A 15231-nucleotide genomic window follows, 5' to 3' on the forward strand; every position below is an offset into this window, starting at 1 on the left:
TCTTCAAGGCCCCGCGGCGCGGCATCAGCCGTCGATCACGCGAAAAGGCACAAGGAAATTGGATGCGGGGGAACCGCATCGCCGGACAGGCGGACCAGAAGAGAAGTGTGTTCGTTCCGATCAGCCCTGCAAACGCATCTGCAGGGCAAGATTGGGACCATGCGTGCGGTGTGGCAGAAATTCGTATTTCACGCGCAGTCCTCTCTTACGTGTTGCGAACGGGCAAGCGATACCATCGGCGAGTGGGCTTGGCAACCGGGAGCGGGGAAGCGCGGCTCAGATCTTCTCCGCGAGAAAGTCGATAAAGGCTCGGATGCGGGCCGCCAGATGCTCGTGGCCGACATAGACCGCATGGACCTGTTCCGGCTGCTCCGGATTGTAGTCCGCAAGCACCTCGACCAAGATACCCGCCGCAATGTCGCCTTCGACATGGAACTTGCCGATGCGCGCGATGCCGAGGCCCTGAAGGCAGAGCAGCCGCGCGACGGAGCCGCTGGCGGCCATCAGGTTGCCGGCGGCCGGCGCCGGATAGACCGTGCTTTCGCCGGGATCGCGGAACGGCCATTCGCCCGGTGTGCGGCCGAAGGTGAAGGTGATGCAATTGTGCGCGGCGAGATCCGCCGGTGTGCGCGGCGTGCCGCGCCGGGCGAGATAGCCGGGCGTGGCGACGGTCACGCGATGGCTGACGAGCAGCTTTCGCGCCTTGAGCGCGGAATCGGCCATCGGCGCGGTGCGAAAGGCGATGTCAGTGCGCTCCTCGACGAGATCGATCAAGCCGTCGCTCAGCGAAAGTTCCAGCTTCACATCCGGATAGAGCGCGAGGAACTCGCCGACGAGCGGGATGATGTAGCACTCGCCGAAGCCGATCGTGGCGTTGATGCGCAGCAGGCCGCGCGGTTTCGCCTGCGCGCCGCGCGCGACCAGCCGCTCCATCTCGTCGATTTCCGCCAGCACGCGCCGCGCCCGCGCCAGATAGGTCTCGCCTTCCGGCGTCAGCAGGAGCGAGCGGGTGGTGCGCACCAGCAGGCGCGTGCCCAGGCGATCCTCGATACGGGTCACCAGCTTGCTCACCGCCGAGGGCGTCAGCTTCAGCAACCGGGCGGCGGCGGAAAAGCTTCCGGTCTCGGCGGCAGCGACGAAGACATCCATTTCACCGGTGCGATTGTCCATGGCTCTTCCTGTGAATTTGTTTCACAGTCCTTTATCCATTGCGCATTCTTATCATTCAAGTGGCTGCACCGCATATTCCCGCCATCACTCCCGCACGGCGTCCGCGAGGCGCCGCCCAAGCCTTTAGGTGCTCCATGCCACTTGCTCTCTTTGCGCTTACCGTCGCGGCCTACGCGATCGGCACCACGGAATTCGTGATCGTCGGCCTGTTGCCGACCGTCGCCTCCGATCTTCACATCACCCTGCCGCTCGCCGGTCTCATCGTCTCCGTCTATGCGCTCGGCGTCACCTTTGGCGCACCGGTGCTCACGGCGCTCACAGGAAAACTCGGCCGCAAGCCGTTGCTGCTCGGGCTGATGGCGCTGTTCATCGCCGGCAATGCGATTGCTGCCCTCTCGCCAAGCTATGAAATGCTGCTGGTCGGCCGCGTGCTCTCGGCCTTCGCGCATGGCGTCTTCTTCTCCGTCGGCGCCACCATCGCAGCCGATCTCGTGGCACCCGATCGCCGCGCCTCGGCCATCGCCATGATGTTCATGGGCCTGACCGTCGCCATCGTCACCGGTGTGCCGCTCGGCACATTCATCGGCCAGACGCTCGGCTGGCGCGCCACCTTCTGGGCCGTCGCCGGCCTCGGACTCGTCGCCTTCGCGGCCATTGCGCTTTTGCTGCCGAACAATCTCAAGCGCGAAAAGCCGGCAGGCCTGATGGACCAGGTGCGCGTGCTCGGCTCCGGCCGCCTGCTCATCGTCTTCGCCATGACGGCGCTCGGCTATGGCGGCACCTTCGTGACCTTCACCTTCCTCTCGCCGCTGCTTCAGGAGATCACCGGCTTCTCCGCCAACACGGTGAGCCTCGTTCTGGTCCTCTATGGCGCGGCCATCGCGCTCGGAAATCTCTTCGGCGGCAAGGTGGCGGACAAGGATCCCGTGAAGGCGCTCGTCGTGCTCTTCGCCCTGCAAGCCGTCGTCCTTGTCGTGCTCACCTTCACCGCTCCGTCGCCGGTCTTCGCGCTGATTACCCTCGCCGCGCTCGGCTTCCTGTCCTTCGCCAATGTACCCGGCCTCCAGCTCTATGTCGTCGACATGGCCAAGCGCCATCGCCCGGCCGGTGTCGACGTCGCCTCGGCCCTCAATATCGCCGCCTTCAATCTCGGCATCGCGGCCGGCGCCTGGATCGGCGGACTGGTCGTCGCCTCGCCGCTCGGACTGGGTGCCACGCCCTGGGTCGGTGCCATCCTCGTCGCCGGTGCCCTCGGCCTGACGCTCGTCAGCGGTGCGCTCGACCGCCGCGAGCGCAGCCAGCCCATCTGTCAGCCCGCCTGAACCCTTTAAAGCCCATCAGGAAAATCCCATGAAAACCATCAACGCCAATGACGCCCGCATTCCCCAGCTCGGTTTCGGCACCTTCCGCATGCCGGAAGCCGATGTCCTCTCCATCCTGCCGAAGGCGCTCCAGCGCGGCTTCACCCATGTCGATACCGCCCAGATCTACGGGAACGAGGCGGCCGTCGGCGACGCCATCCAAAACTCCGGCGTGGCGCGTGAAAACATCTTCCTGACCACAAAGGTCTGGGTCGCGAATTACGCGAAGGATGCCTTCGCATCGTCCGTTGAAGAGAGCCTGCGCAAGCTGAAGACCGACCATGTCGATCTTCTCCTGCTGCATTGGCCGAACAAGGCGGTGCCGCTTGATGTGCAGATCGCGGAACTCAACGCCGTGCGTGAAAAGGGTTTTGCGAAACATATCGGCGTCAGCAATTTCAACACGGCGCTGATGGCCGAGGCCGTGCGCCTGAGTGCAGCACCGCTCGCCACCAACCAGGTCGAATACCATCCCTTCCTCGACCAGACGGCGGTGCGGGACGCGGCCAAGCGCCACGGCATGGCGCTCACCGCCTATTTCGCCATGGCCGATGGCAAGGTGCCGGCCGATCCTCATCTCCAGGAGATCGCCGCCGCGCACGGCAAATCCGCCGCGCAGGTCGCGCTGCGCTGGCTGATCCAGCAGCCGGATGTGGTGGCTCTGACCAAGACGGTGACGGAAGCGCGGCTTGCCGAGAACCTCGCGATCTTCGACTTCGCGCTGACGCCGGACGAGATGGCGCGCATCCATGCGCTCGCCCGTCCCGACGGTCGCATCGTCAGCCCGGATGGCCTGGCACCCGTCTGGGACCGCGCGGCCTGATAAATTTTGGCGGGGCTGGTCGTGCCCCGCCGATTACGCCCCAGGGCGAGGCCGGCTTCCCAAAAGGGCGCCGGACCTGTATGGGAGTGACGCGCCGCCCCGTATGCGGCAGGGAGCCCCTCATGCAGTCCTCGTCTTCAACGGTCCTTTCACCGGACTGGCCGGCCATTATCGCCGTCGTGCTTGGCGCGACCGCGTTTTCCGTGGCGCAGGGGCTCACCTATCCGCTCGTCTCGCTGACGCTGGAAGCGCGCGGCTACTCGTCCTCGATGATCGGCGTCAACGCCATCGCCTATGCTGCCGGCATGGGCGCCTCGACGCTGCTCGTCGGCAGCCTCACCGCGCGCTGGCGGCCGGACCGGCTGATCATCTTCAGCCTCGTCATCTGCTCGCTGTGCCTTGCCACCTTTGCGGCCACGTCGTCCTTCGTCGTCTGGGGCCTTGCCCGCTTCCTGCTCGGCTTCTTCGCCAGCATGATCTTCATGCTCGGGGAAGCCTGGCTGAATGCCGCCTGTCCGGATCGCCTGCGCGGACGCGTCTCCGGCCTCTACGGCATGGGCATCTGCGGCGGCTTTGCCGCCGGACCGCTGGCCATTCCGCTGTTCGGCAGCGCAGGCGGCCTCGGTTTTGCGCTGACGGCCGTCTATCTGGCCATCGTCGCCTTCGCGACCGCCATGCTGATGTTCTCGACCAAAACGGCGCCCGCGCCGTCGTCCACGGTTGATGTCTTCCGCTTCTTCAAGGCCGCGCCCATTCTCGTCGGCATGGTCTATGTCTTCGGCTTTGCCGATATCGCGGCGATATCCGCCATGCCGGTCTATTTCGTGAAGACGGGCTACAGCGAGGCTTTCGCCGCCGTCACGGTGACGGTGATGGCCTTGCCAACAGCCCTTGCACAGCCCTTCATCGGCATGCTGCTCGACAAGCTGCCGCGCGAACGCGTGGCGCTCGCCACCGTTATCGTCGCCGCCGCGAGCTATCTCGTCCTGCCGCTGGTGACGTCGGAGATCGGGATCCTGGCGCTTCTGGCCACAATGGGTACGGCGATTTTTTCGCTCTATACCTGTGCGCTCACCATGCTCGGCGAACGCTATAGCGGCTCCATGCTGGTTGCCGGTTCAGCTGCCTTCGCGCTCGTCTACGCAGCGGGCAGCGCCACGGGTTCGGGGCTAACCGGCGCGATCATGGAAGCCGGCGGCCCACAGGCCGGCCCGCTCTCGGTCGGCCTCGGCCTCACCGCCTTCACCGCGCTGCTGGTCCTGACCCGGAAGCGCTAAACTCGGAAAGTTTTCTAGGAAAATTCTACGGCGACCATGCGGATATCCGGCCGGATGATCCGGTTCAACACGTCGTCACCCTATGCCAATGCGCGCGGTCGGTGCGCAAATGGCTGAAGTACAAGCCGGCGTATAAACGGGCCATCCCGCGCTGGCACGGGATGGCAAAGGTTGCATCAAGCGAACTGGCTGAGGCCCGGCACGGAGGCGACGACTTCGTCGACCACGTCGCTGCCGGCATGTTCGCGGGCGACCGCGATGGTTTCCTTGGCGAGGCCGGAGATTTCGCCCATGCCGAGGCCCTGGCTCATCAGCTGCTGGCCGAGACCCATGATGCCGCCGCCGCCGATCGCGCTCATCAGGCCGCCGAGCAGACCGCCGCCGCCGGTGCCTTCGCCATTGTATTGGGCGACCAGCTCGGAGGCGCCGGGAATGGCTTCGATCATCCTGGCGACCGGGCCGTCGGCTGCTTCGCGCTGCAGGAAGCCCAGCATCATGCCGATAGCCTTTTCGGCGACGGCCGGTTCGATGCCGACGGCATCGGCAACGCGGGTGACGAGATCGTTCATGGAAAATCCTCCGAAGGAATTGACGTTAACGTCAAGGTAAATGAACTCTCCGGCAAATTCAAGCCGGCTTCGTATTCCGGGGCGGGGGCACGAAGGCCTTGAAATCGTGTTGTTCCCGTGCCGGACTATCCTTATAACTTGCCTGAGACGATTCAATGAAAACCGTTTTGACGCGGCAGTCCGCTTCTGACGGGAAACCGGCAGTCAGGGAGTTTTCAGCGTGACGGATTCCATTCTTCAGGACGGCAAGCTTTATATCGGCACCAGCCGCAAGCCTGACGACACCAACAACAAGCCGGAATATCTGGAGCTGAAATTCGGCAACCGCCACGGCCTCGTGACGGGCGCGACCGGCACCGGCAAGACCGTGACGCTGCAGATCCTCGCCGAGGGTTTTTCCAATGCCGGCGTGCCGGTGTTCTGCGCCGACGTGAAGGGCGACCTTTCCGGCATCGGCGCGATGGGCGAGCCGAAGGATTTTCTCCAGAAGCGCGCCGACCAGATCGGGCTCACGCCCTACGATTTCCAGGAATTCCCGGTCATTTTCTGGGATCTCTACGGCGAAAAAGGCCACCGCGTCCGCACCACCATGTCGGAAATGGGCCCGCTCTTGCTCTCGCGCCTGATGAACGCGACGGATGCGCAGGAAGGCGTCATCAACATTGCCTTCAAGATCGCCGATCAGGGCGGCCTGCCGCTGCTCGATCTCAAGGATTTCCAGGCGCTGCTCAATTATATGGGCGAGAACGCCACGGCGCTGTCCAACCAGTTCGGCTTTATTTCCAAGGCCTCCGTCGGCTCGATTCAGCGCGAATTGCTGATCCTCGAGCAGCAGGGGGCCGAGCAGTTCTTCGGCGAGCCGGCGCTGAAGATTTCCGACATCATGCGCACCACCAATGACGGCCGCGGCGCGATCTCGGTGCTCGCCGCCGACAAGCTGATGATGAACCCGCGCCTTTACGGCACCTTCCTGCTCTGGATGCTCTCCGAGCTGTTCGAGGTGCTGCCGGAAGTCGGCGATCCGGAAAAGCCGAAGCTGGTCTTCTTCTTCGACGAGGCGCATCTTCTCTTCAACGATGCGCCGAAAGTGCTGCTGGAGCGCATCGAGCAGGTCGTGCGCCTCATCCGCTCTAAGGGCGTGGGCGTCTATTTCGTCACGCAGAACCCGCTCGACGTGCCGGAAACGGTGCTCGCCCAGCTTGGCAACCGCGTGCAGCATGCGCTGCGCGCCTATACGCCGCGCGAGCAGAAGGCGGTGAAGACGGCGGCCGATACGTTCCGCCCGAACCCGGATTTCGACTGCGCCACCGTCATCACCAATCTTGGCACCGGCGAGGCGCTGGTCTCGACGCTGGAAGGCAAGGGCGCGCCCTCCATGGTGGAGCGCACGCTGATCCGCCCGCCCGCCTCGCGGCTCGGGCCGATCACCGAGGCCGAACGCAAGCAGATCATGGGCGTCAGCCCGGTCGCCGGCCTCTATGACGAGGATTTCGACCGCGAATCCGCCTACGAGATCCTCATGGCGCGCGCCAAGAAGGCAGCCGATGCCGCCGCCGCGCAGGAACAGGCCGAACAGCCCGCCGAGCAACCCTCCGGCGGCAGCCGCTGGACCTTGCCCGGCTTCGGCGACGACGAGCAGGCGGCACCTTCCGCGCCCAAGCAGGCAAAACCCCGCGCCGGCTATCAGCGCGAGACGGTAGCGGAAGCCGCGATGAAATCGGTGGCGCGCACCGTTGCGTCCTCGCTCGGCCGCGCGCTGGTACGCGGCATTCTGGGCAGTCTGCGGCGCTAAAACGGCGCAGGCTCTGAACGGGAAAAACCGAGGCGAGGGGACATCATTCCCTCGCCTTTTTCGTCAGCCCTTCACCGCCACGATGAACAACCGGGGAAACCGCAACAGCCGTCTTCCATCCGCCATCGGCGTATAGGCCTTGGCGATCCGGCTCTCGTAATCGGCGAGGAAGCCGTCGCGCTGTTCGGCCGGAACGCGGTCCAGATAGGGCCTCAGCCCCGTGCCCTTCACCCATTCGACGATCGCGGCGGCATCCGCCATCGGATGATTGTAGGCGGTGTGCCAGACATCCACCCGCGCCGCTTTCGGCCCGAGCGCATCCATATAGGCGGCGGGCGCGGGCAGGGGCTTACGGCGCGGCGTGCCGCTCTCGAAGGCGCTCTGCCACGGGCCGGCCAGCGCGCTTTCCTCCATCACCAGGTGCGAGGGTTCGGAAAGATTGTCCGGCATCTGCACGGCAAGCACGCCGCCGCGGCGAAGCCCGTCCATCAGGTTGGCCAACAGCGTCATGTGATCCGGTAGCCACTGGAAGACGGCGTTGGCATAAAGCAGTGCCGCGGGCTCCGGCGGGCGCCATTTTGCCAGATCGCATTCGACGAAATCGACGCCGGGCAGGCGCTGACGCGCGGCCTTCAGCATGTCGCTGGCATTATCGACGCCCTTGACGCCGCGGCCGGGGAAACGGTCGACCAGCAGCTCCGTGGAATTGCCCGGCCCGCAGCCGAGATCATAGACCGTGCCGGCCACGAGATCAGCCGGTACTTGGGCGAGCAGGTCGCGGGCCGGGCGCGTGCGTTCGTCCTCGAACTTCAGATACTGGGCGGCGGACCAAGCCATGTCAAAGGCTTTCAAGCGAGGGCAGGATCAGTGAGGGGCCGAGATCGAAATATTCGTCCGGCATGTTGGCGCGGTTGATCCAGACGGTGCGGAAGCCGAATTTCGTGGCGCCGGCAATATCCCAGCGGTTGGAAGACTGGAAGGAGACGACATTGGGATAGAGCCGGTAATGCGTCGTCACGAGATCGTAGACGCTGGGTGCGGTCTTGTAGGTCTTCAGCGCATCGACGGAAAAAATGTCGTCGATGACGGTGTCGAGTGCGGCATTCTTCACCGCCGAAGCGAGCATGGAGGGCGAGCCGTTCGACAGGATGGCGATATGCGCCCCGCGGCTCCTTAGCGCCTTGAGCACGGCAGGCACTTCCGGATAGCAGTCGAGCTTCCAATAGGCATCGAGCAGTTTTTGCCGGAGCGCCGGATCGACGCCGCCCACGCGCTTGAACGTATAGTCGAGCGCCTGTTCGGTCAGCTGCCAGAAATCGGCATAAGCGCCCATCAAGGCCCGCGTCCAGGAGTATTCGAGCTGCTTGGCGCGCCACATTTCCGAAAATGCCTGATAATTCGGCCCCACATCCCCCGCATGCCGCCGCACCGCCGCATGCACATCGAACAGCGTGCCATAGGCATCGAACACATAGGCGGCATGGGACATGAACGGCGATTCCTCCAGCATTTATGGGGGATTGGGTGATATCGGAGGGGGAATGTCAATTGTGGAGTTGAGGGGGGGCGGTTCTCGGCGCTGTTGGTGTTTTATCCGTAAGAGCAGAGAAGTTTGCGCATGTCGCTTCTGTTGAACGCCGCACCTCAACGAAGGTTCAATAACTGGCAGCAGATGTCGCAACAGCGGCTATCGGCCCGCAGAAGACAAAGAGGGGTTCGGTGGTGGATGACCGCTTTGCGCGGCCGCTCAGACTGGAATAAGCGGGAATCAAGTAGCGACAGCATTCGTAAAACTATTGAGTTTGCACTGGACGACTCTGTCTACTCGGCACTAATCTATACAAGCGAGGGTAGAGAGGGACGACGCATGGCACCGCCTTTCATAAATTCGACAGGTCTAATTGGAAAGATTTTTGAGAAGATACAACAGGCAAAGGTACCGCCTCGTTATACACAAGATTTCCAAGCAACCGTTCTAGGTTATGGCTCCGGCAGCGCTAAGCCATTCATTCCGTTCTTGAAGCGACTTGGCTTTATAAATAGCGATGGAACACCAACGGAAATCTACACTCGTTTTCGTAACGCTGATAGCAGCGGCGCGGCAATGGCCGAGGCCATGCGGCATGGTTTTTCCGACATATTTCAGAAAAATGAGTTCGCGCATGCACTGACGGACGACAAACTAAAAAACCTAGTCGTTGAAGTCACTGGCAAAGAACCTAGCGACGGAACCGTTGGCGCAATCGTAGGAAGCTTCAAAGCGTGTAAACAGCTTGCCGATTTTGAGGCTGCGGATGAACCCTCGAAAGAAAAAGTAGCGCCCATAGACGTCTCCCGATCATTAGTGAGGCATGAAGCAAAATCGACATCGCGGACTGAGCTGCGTCTTGCGTATACTATTAATGTCAATTTGCCCGAGACCACGGATGTAAACGTCTATAACGCCATTTTTTCAGCCATCAGAGCGAACCTTCTGACCGATGAGTAGCCAATCTGACCGTATTCGCCTATTCGCTTTGAATAATTTAGCAATTGAGGCTGCAATTCAACGCGTTGAGCGTGACTATGAGGTAGACTTGGGGCATGTGCCGCCAACGGAAGAAAAGATCGATGAAACGTACTACCCGCAATTTGAAGAAAAGATTCGCCGCGAAGCAGCTGACATGAGTGCGCACTACCGCGTCTTCTATTGCTTGGAAAATTCGATTCGCTCGCTGGTTATTGATGTTCTGTTCGAAAAATACGGCGAACAATGGTGGGATTTGACAGTCCCCGAAAATGTGAGAAATCATGTCGCTTCAACGCGGAAGAAGGAAAAGGAATTCGGCGTTTCTGTTCGATCTCAGGAGGCTATCGACTACACGACTTTTGGCGAACTGTCGGAAATAATAAAATCAAACTGGGGCGACTTCAGTGATATATTTCAGGATGTTAAGGCCCTTGAAAGAGTGACCGCAACATTAAACGTGCTTCGCGGCCCGATAGCACATTGCAAACCGCTCGCTGAGGACGAGGTAGTCCGTTTGCATCTCTCTATCCGGGATTGGTTTCGAGCGATGGGATAAGTTTCGTGTCCCGAACAAATCTGCCAAACTTGAGAAGGAACACTGACTAGCCGGAGCGTTAGCAAAAGATGTTGGGAAGCAATGAGGCGTACTGCAGTCACTCATAACGAGAAAGGTGCAGTTTGCTGCTGGACGGGCATACCATCACGCCGCCAGATTCGGACGTCTGCTATTTGGCGCAAAGCGGCCGTCACAGCCCGCATTTTCTTTTGAGCAAACCGAATTAATCCTCTGCGAAATTTCCTTGATTGCGGGAATATCCGGCTAAACAGAGATGCGCCCCGAAGCCAACCCGCCCCCTCAAAACCGCGTAATCACGCTGATCCCCAGATCGGTCGCCTTGTCCATCGCCATCAGCGCCGGCACGGCCTCTTCCAGGCTGATATGCCGCCCGATCAGCTTTTGCGGCGCGAGCTTGCCGCTTTCGATCATCGCCAGCATGGCGTCGTAGCGCCAGGCCTGCATGCCGTGGCTGCCGTAGATTTCCAGTTCGTGGCCGATGACCTGGGCCATGGGGATCTGCGGCGCCGCATGGTCGGCGAGCATCAGGCCGACCTGCACGTGCCGGCCACGGCGGCGCAGGTTCTTGATGGAGTTGAAGCAGGTGACGGGCGAGCCGAGCGCGTCGACCGAAGCATGTGCGCCGCCGCCGGTGAGGTCTCGTACGGCCTCAGCAACGTCGGCGACCGCGCGGGCATCGATGGTGGCGACGGCGCCCATCTTGCGGGCGAAATCCAGTTTCTCGGCGGAGATGTCGATGGCGATGGGATTGGCGCCGAGCGCTGCCGCAATCATGATGGCGGAGAGGCCCACACCGCCGCAGCCGTGCACGGCTACCCATTCGCCGCCCGTCACGCGGGCCTGATCGACCACCGCGCGGAAGGAGGTGGCGAAGCGGCAGCCGAGGCTTGCGGCGGTGGCGTAGTCCACGGTTTCCGGCAGATGCACGAGATTGTGGTCGGCGTAGTCGATCGCGACATATTCGGCAAACGAGCCCCAATGGGTGAAGCCCGGCTGGAACTGCTCTTCGCAAACCTGCTGGTTGCCCGAGCGGCACTCGCCGCAATGGCCGCAGCCGGAGACGAAGGGCACCGTCACGCGCTGGCCCTCGCGGAACCGGCGCACGCCCTTGCCGACCGCGACGACCTTGCCCGCCAGCTCGTGGCCGGGCACATGCGGCAGCTTGATATCGGCGTCGTGGCCCATCCAGCCGTGCCAGTCGCTGCGGCAAAGCCCCGTCGCCTCCACCTGGATCACCACGCCGCCCTCGGTCGATGTCGGATCGGGCAGGGTGCGGATTTCGGGCGTGGTCTCGAAGGCCTCGTAATACATCGCGCGCATGGCTTTTCTCCCTTTGCTTCCTGTATTGCATGGGTCCCGAGGGGCCTCAATCGCAGCATCCATGATAAGACCTGATACACCCATTCAACATCTTGAATGGACAAGCGGCGTGCGCTGTCGGAAGGCAAGTGCAGCTTGACCGGCCCTGCCGGCCGGGCGTTTGATGGGCGAAAAGGAGTAGAAAAATGCCAGTCGATACATCACCACGCTCGACGACCTGGACCTTCGTGGATGGCGAATGGATTTCGGGCAACCCGCCGCTGATCGGCCCCACCTCGCATGCCATGTGGCTCGGCTCGACCGTATTCGACGGTGGCCGCTGGTTCGATGGCATCGCGCCGGACCTCGACCTGCACTGCCAGCGCGTCAACCGCTCGGCCGAGGCGCTCGGCATGACGGCGACCGTTGCGGCCGAGGAGATTGAGGCGCTCGCCTGGGAAGGCGTGAAGAAATTCGACGGCAGGACGGCCATCTATATCAAGCCGATGTACTGGGCCGAACACGGCTCGCCGATGAGCGTCGTGGCGCCCGATCCGGACTCGACCCGCTTTGCGCTCTGCCTCTTCGAAGCCTCGATGGGCGACCCGAAGGCCGCCTCGTCGCTCACCGTCTCGCCCTTCCGCCGCCCGACTGTGGAATGCATGCCGACGGATGCCAAAGCCGGCTGCCTCTACCCCAACAATGCCCGCATGCTGGTGGAAGCGCGCAAGCGCGGCTTCGACAATGCGCTGGTGCGCGACATGCTCGGCAATGTCGCCGAAACCGCGTCCTCCAATATCTTCATGGTGCGTGACGGCGTCGTCTTCACGCCTGCCGCCAACCGCACCTTCCTCGCCGGCATTACGCGCACCCGCGTCATCGGCCTCTTGCGGGAAGCCGGCTTCGAGGTGGTCGAGACCACCTTGAGCGTTGCCGATTTCGAGGCCGCGGACGAGATCTTCACCTCAGGCAACTACTCCAAGGTGGTGCCGGTAACGCGTCTCGACGGCCGCGACCTGCAACCCGGCCCGATCACCGCCAAGGCCCGCGACCTCTATTTCGACTGGGCGCATTCAAACGGGGATGCGTGAATGACGAGAGCCGGTCGAAGGGCCGGCTCTCATGCTTTCAAAGGCTCGTTTTGCAGCACCTATTCCTGCCCCGCCGCATCCTCGGTCTTGTTGTCGCCGGTCGCGGCCTTCTTTTCCGCCACCGCCGCGCGCTCGCTTTCGCGCACCACATGCAGGAAATCGGCGGCGATTGGCGGCGAAACCTCTACCGTCTTCTTCTGCTTGTCGTAGATGCAGACATAGGTGATCTGGCTCTTGGCCTCGGGCGAAAGCCCCTCCACGGCGGCGATGCCGAAGGACTCCGTGCCGGTCGGCTCCACGAAAACGGTCGGTGTTCCCAACGCCTCGGGCAGGCTTGCCAGGCAGCTCTTTTCCACGTCGGCGCGGAATTCTTCCCAAGCTTCGGATGAGGAGGCGTGGGCCAGCGGGGCAGCAAGCGAAAGGGTGAGGACAGCAAGGGGGATGGCGCGCATGGAAAACTCCGGTTGGCGGGAACGGACAAAATGTTTCGAATCGCTATTCGTTCCAATTCGTCCTTGATCTCTCACGCAAAACGGCAAGGATTTTGTCCAAGGGTCGGAAAAATTGGAATGCTGGCGGTTGCCTCTTCCGGTTGCCGCTCCTATGTTCCGGTCACGGATTTCCTTGAAAAATTCCGTCGCCAAGAGGAGACACCATAATGGCTTTCGAACTTCCGCCGCTTCCCTATGATTACGATGCACTCGCGCCCTTCATGTCGCGCGAAACGCTCGAATATCACCACGACAAGCACCACAAGGCCTATGTCGACAACGGTAACAAGCTGGCGGAAGAAGCCGGTCTCGCCAACCTCTCGCTCGAAGAGATCGTCAAGAAGTCCTACGGCACCAACCAGGGCCTCTTCAACAATGCCGGCCAGCACTACAACCACATCCATTTCTGGAAGTGGCTGAAGAAGGACGGCGGCGGCAAGAGCCTGCCGGGCGCTCTGCAGAAGGCCATCGACAGCGACCTCGGCGGCTACGACAAGTTCAAGGCCGATTTTATCGCTGCCGGCACCACGCAGTTTGGCTCGGGCTGGGCCTGGCTCTCCGTCAAGGACGGCAAGCTCGCCATCTCCAAGACCCCGAATGGCGAAAACCCGCTGGTTCACGGCGCAGAGCCGATCCTCGGCGTCGACGTCTGGGAACACTCCTACTACATCGACTACCGCAACGCCCGCCCGAAGTACCTCGAAGCCTTCGTCGACAGCCTGATCAACTGGGACTACGTCCTGGAACGCTACGAAGCCGCCACGAAGTAATTTTCGCGCGCAGTGGCATTTCGCAAACCCCGGTCGGAAACGGCCGGGGTTTTGTTTGTCGACATTTCTCTCTATTGATGGCATAAATGCCAACATGGATGCGGTGCTGCTCGAGCGTTCGAAGACGGTCCTGCCGGATGGTTCGATCGTCGAGATCGTGCTGTGGCAGGTTCCCGAACCCGTTGCGGGAAGCGAGCATTGCTACAAGTACCGCCTGTTTTACGGGCGGGATGGCCGGCGCATCGTCGGCTTCGACAATGAGCGCGGCAAGGGCGATCATTGCCATCTCGACGGGCGGAATTCCGCTATGCTTTCACGACCGTCGCGGCCCTGCTCGATGATTTTCGAGCCGAAATTGCCAAAAGGAGGCCCTGAATGAGACGCGCACGCATCCAGATCCGCAGCGACGCCGAAGATGCACTGGCCGAGAGCCTGGCCCGCGCAACCGAGGCCGCGCGCACGGGAAAACCCTCCGATCCGGTCGCGACCTTCACCTTCAGCTCGCCCGCACAGCTCTTTTCGGTAATCAGCCCGAAACGCTGGGAGTTGATCGAGCATCTGCAAAAAATCGGCCCGAGCAGCATCCGGGCGCTCGCCCGCTCGCTAGGTCGGGACGTGAAGCGGGTGCACGAGGATGTCGTCGCTCTGGCGGATTGGGGCATTGTTGATCGGACGGAGGAGGGGAAGGTCGAAGTGCCGTTCGATGTCATCCACGCCGATTTCGATTTGCGGGCGGTCGCCTAACGCTGGTTCTCCACCCAGCCGGCAATCCACAGCTGCCTCAGCCCATCCCCTTCGCCGCGAAAATGCGCCTCCGTCCTCTCGCAGGCCTCCACCCGGTCGGCGCGGAAGTTGCGGATGGCCTGGCGCAGCTCGCACCAGGCGACAATGTTGGCCGTCTCCGAATAGTAGATGAGGGCGATGGGGCGGATGGTGCGTTCGGTGGCGCGGGCATATTCGTCGCGGTAGTCGATCAGCAATTTCTCTTCGTCGCGGATGGCGCGCCGCACGGTGGCGAGGTCGATGCCTTCGGGCTGGCGCGGCATGCTGCCCCAGGCGTGCAGCGCGCGGGCCGACAGCGTCTGGCGCAGTGGCGGCGGCACGGCACCGGCAATCTTTTCCGCGACGCGGCCAGCGGCGGCTTTCAGTTCGGTGTCGCCGGTGCGCTCCAGCAGCGCCAGCGCCAGAACGATCGCCTCCGTCTCCTCGATGGAAAACATCAGCGGCGGCAGGTCGAAACCGGGGCGCAGGATATAGCCGATGCCGCGCTCGCCCTCGACGGGCACGCGCATCGCCTGAAGGGCCGCGATATCGCGATAGATCGAGCGCACCGTCACCTCCAGCCGCGCGGCGATCTCGGCCGCGGTAACGGGCAAGCGGGCCAGCCGCAATATCTGGATGATCTCGAACAGCCGCGAGGCCTTGCGCATCGGTTTCTCCATCACAACTGACACATCCCTGTCAGTTGGCCTCGGTTATAGCACGCACCAAGCGCTTGAAAC

General features: G+C 62.4%; 17 protein-coding genes. 10 read left to right on the forward strand and 7 right to left on the reverse strand.

Going from position 1 to position 15231, the window contains the following annotated elements; all coding sequences use genetic code 11:
* Positions 1–276: 276 nt before the first annotated feature.
* Positions 277–1170 (reverse strand): LysR family transcriptional regulator, encoded by an 894-nt coding sequence (locus D0Y60_RS09090; RefSeq protein WP_117369002.1) that lies wholly within the window; start codon positions 1168–1170, stop codon positions 277–279.
* A 134-nt stretch (positions 1171–1304) separates the two neighbouring features.
* Here D0Y60_RS09090 and D0Y60_RS09095 point away from each other — a divergent pair, with 134 nt between their 5' ends.
* The 3 genes from D0Y60_RS09095 to D0Y60_RS09105 all read left to right on the forward strand — a co-directional run bounded on the left by D0Y60_RS09095 (position 1305) and on the right by D0Y60_RS09105 (position 4631).
* Positions 1305–2492 (forward strand): MFS transporter, encoded by a 1188-nt coding sequence (locus tag D0Y60_RS09095; protein ID WP_117369006.1) that lies wholly within the window; start codon positions 1305–1307, stop codon positions 2490–2492.
* 28 nt (positions 2493–2520) lie between these two features.
* Complete coding sequence (locus D0Y60_RS09100; protein ID WP_117369008.1) at positions 2521–3354, forward strand: aldo/keto reductase; 834 nt, start codon at positions 2521–2523, stop codon at positions 3352–3354.
* 122 nt (positions 3355–3476) lie between these two features.
* A complete protein-coding gene (locus D0Y60_RS09105) occupies positions 3477–4631 on the forward strand; it encodes an MFS transporter (RefSeq protein WP_117369010.1) in 1155 nt (384 codons plus the stop codon).
* 176 nt (positions 4632–4807) lie between these two features.
* Here the strand turns inward: D0Y60_RS09105 and D0Y60_RS09115 are convergent, their stop codons facing one another.
* The gene (locus tag D0Y60_RS09115; protein WP_117369012.1) at positions 4808–5200 is read right to left on the reverse strand and encodes a hypothetical protein; all 393 of its coding nucleotides are present in this window, start codon (positions 5198–5200) and stop codon (positions 4808–4810) included.
* Between the two features lie 232 nt (positions 5201–5432).
* Here D0Y60_RS09115 and D0Y60_RS09120 point away from each other — a divergent pair, with 232 nt between their 5' ends.
* Entirely contained in the window at positions 5433–6992 is a 1560-nt protein-coding gene (locus D0Y60_RS09120) for a helicase HerA-like C-terminal domain-containing protein (RefSeq protein ID WP_117369699.1), read from the forward strand.
* Positions 6993–7055: 63 nt separating this feature from the next.
* On the opposite strand, the gene tam is transcribed toward D0Y60_RS09120, so the two are convergent.
* Together tam and D0Y60_RS09130 are read right to left on the reverse strand one after the other, a co-directional pair.
* On the reverse strand, positions 7056–7829 hold the full coding sequence (tam, locus tag D0Y60_RS09125; protein ID WP_117369014.1) for a trans-aconitate 2-methyltransferase: 774 nt from the start codon (positions 7827–7829) through the stop codon (positions 7056–7058).
* Between the two features lies 1 nt (position 7830).
* Positions 7831–8481, reverse strand: a complete 651-nt coding sequence (locus D0Y60_RS09130) for a haloacid dehalogenase type II (protein WP_117369016.1) — start codon at positions 8479–8481, stop codon at positions 7831–7833.
* 129 nt (positions 8482–8610) lie between these two features.
* On the opposite strand from D0Y60_RS09130, the gene D0Y60_RS24605 reads away from it, so the two are divergent.
* Positions 8611–9480, forward strand: a complete 870-nt coding sequence (locus D0Y60_RS24605; protein ID WP_147324514.1) for a DUF5343 domain-containing protein — start codon at positions 8611–8613, stop codon at positions 9478–9480.
* Positions 9473–10057, forward strand: coding sequence for a Swt1 family HEPN domain-containing protein (locus tag D0Y60_RS09140; protein WP_117369018.1), 585 nt, complete (start codon positions 9473–9475; stop codon positions 10055–10057). The genes D0Y60_RS24605 and D0Y60_RS09140 overlap by 8 nt, the downstream gene beginning before the upstream one ends.
* 300 nt (positions 10058–10357) lie before the next feature.
* Here the strand turns inward: D0Y60_RS09140 and D0Y60_RS09145 are convergent, their stop codons facing one another.
* Positions 10358–11398: a zinc-dependent alcohol dehydrogenase family protein gene (locus D0Y60_RS09145; RefSeq protein ID WP_117369020.1), complete on the reverse strand. Its 1041-nt coding sequence runs from the start codon at positions 11396–11398 to the stop codon at positions 10358–10360.
* Positions 11399–11583: 185 nt separating this feature from the next.
* Between D0Y60_RS09145 and D0Y60_RS09150 the strand changes: the two genes are divergently transcribed.
* Positions 11584–12468, forward strand: coding sequence for a branched-chain amino acid aminotransferase (locus D0Y60_RS09150; RefSeq protein WP_117369021.1), 885 nt, complete (start codon positions 11584–11586; stop codon positions 12466–12468).
* A 59-nt stretch (positions 12469–12527) separates the two neighbouring features.
* Here the strand turns inward: D0Y60_RS09150 and D0Y60_RS09155 are convergent, their stop codons facing one another.
* The gene (locus D0Y60_RS09155; protein WP_117369023.1) at positions 12528–12920 is read right to left on the reverse strand and encodes a hypothetical protein; all 393 of its coding nucleotides are present in this window, start codon (positions 12918–12920) and stop codon (positions 12528–12530) included.
* Positions 12921–13126: 206 nt separating this feature from the next.
* Here D0Y60_RS09155 and D0Y60_RS09160 point away from each other — a divergent pair, with 206 nt between their 5' ends.
* Genes D0Y60_RS09160 through D0Y60_RS09170 form a run of 3 tightly spaced genes read left to right on the forward strand, consistent with a single transcriptional unit; the run spans position 13127 to position 14473 of the window.
* Positions 13127–13729, forward strand: coding sequence for a superoxide dismutase (locus D0Y60_RS09160; protein WP_117369024.1), 603 nt, complete (start codon positions 13127–13129; stop codon positions 13727–13729).
* Between the two features lie 55 nt (positions 13730–13784).
* The gene (locus tag D0Y60_RS09165; RefSeq protein WP_245409134.1) at positions 13785–14108 is read left to right on the forward strand and encodes a DUF6516 family protein; all 324 of its coding nucleotides are present in this window, start codon (positions 13785–13787) and stop codon (positions 14106–14108) included.
* Positions 14105–14473: a transcriptional regulator gene (locus D0Y60_RS09170; RefSeq protein WP_117369025.1), complete on the forward strand. Its 369-nt coding sequence runs from the start codon at positions 14105–14107 to the stop codon at positions 14471–14473. The genes D0Y60_RS09165 and D0Y60_RS09170 overlap by 4 nt, the downstream gene beginning before the upstream one ends.
* Here the strand turns inward: D0Y60_RS09170 and D0Y60_RS09175 are convergent.
* Positions 14470–15159, reverse strand: coding sequence for a YafY family protein (locus tag D0Y60_RS09175; RefSeq protein WP_117369027.1), 690 nt, complete (start codon positions 15157–15159; stop codon positions 14470–14472). The genes D0Y60_RS09170 and D0Y60_RS09175 overlap by 4 nt on opposite strands.
* Positions 15160–15231: the final 72 nt, after the last annotated feature.

The sequence above is a fragment of the Shinella sp. WSJ-2 genome, from assembly GCF_003432075.1.
Taxonomy (GTDB): Bacteria; Pseudomonadota; Alphaproteobacteria; order Rhizobiales; family Rhizobiaceae; genus Shinella.

Coding starts and splice junctions, on each gene's coding strand:
- D0Y60_RS09160 (WP_117369024.1), top strand. CDS start 13,127: ATGGCTTTCGAACTTCCGCCGCTTCCCTATGATTACGATGCACTCGCG.
- tam (WP_117369014.1), bottom strand. CDS start 7,829: ATGGCTTGGTCCGCCGCCCAGTATCTGAAGTTCGAGGACGAACGCACG.
- D0Y60_RS09140 (WP_117369018.1), top strand. CDS start 9,473: ATGAGTAGCCAATCTGACCGTATTCGCCTATTCGCTTTGAATAATTTA.
- D0Y60_RS09170 (WP_117369025.1), top strand. CDS start 14,105: ATGAGACGCGCACGCATCCAGATCCGCAGCGACGCCGAAGATGCACTG.
- D0Y60_RS09150 (WP_117369021.1), top strand. CDS start 11,584: ATGCCAGTCGATACATCACCACGCTCGACGACCTGGACCTTCGTGGAT.
- D0Y60_RS24605 (WP_147324514.1), top strand. CDS start 8,611: ATGTCGCTTCTGTTGAACGCCGCACCTCAACGAAGGTTCAATAACTGG.
- D0Y60_RS09145 (WP_117369020.1), bottom strand. CDS start 11,398: ATGCGCGCGATGTATTACGAGGCCTTCGAGACCACGCCCGAAATCCGC.
- D0Y60_RS09130 (WP_117369016.1), bottom strand. CDS start 8,481: ATGTCCCATGCCGCCTATGTGTTCGATGCCTATGGCACGCTGTTCGAT.
- D0Y60_RS09115 (WP_117369012.1), bottom strand. CDS start 5,200: ATGAACGATCTCGTCACCCGCGTTGCCGATGCCGTCGGCATCGAACCG.
- D0Y60_RS09100 (WP_117369008.1), top strand. CDS start 2,521: ATGAAAACCATCAACGCCAATGACGCCCGCATTCCCCAGCTCGGTTTC.
- D0Y60_RS09105 (WP_117369010.1), top strand. CDS start 3,477: ATGCAGTCCTCGTCTTCAACGGTCCTTTCACCGGACTGGCCGGCCATT.
- D0Y60_RS09095 (WP_117369006.1), top strand. CDS start 1,305: ATGCCACTTGCTCTCTTTGCGCTTACCGTCGCGGCCTACGCGATCGGC.
- D0Y60_RS09090 (WP_117369002.1), bottom strand. CDS start 1,170: ATGGACAATCGCACCGGTGAAATGGATGTCTTCGTCGCTGCCGCCGAG.
- D0Y60_RS09175 (WP_117369027.1), bottom strand. CDS start 15,159: ATGCGCAAGGCCTCGCGGCTGTTCGAGATCATCCAGATATTGCGGCTG.
- D0Y60_RS09155 (WP_117369023.1), bottom strand. CDS start 12,920: ATGCGCGCCATCCCCCTTGCTGTCCTCACCCTTTCGCTTGCTGCCCCG.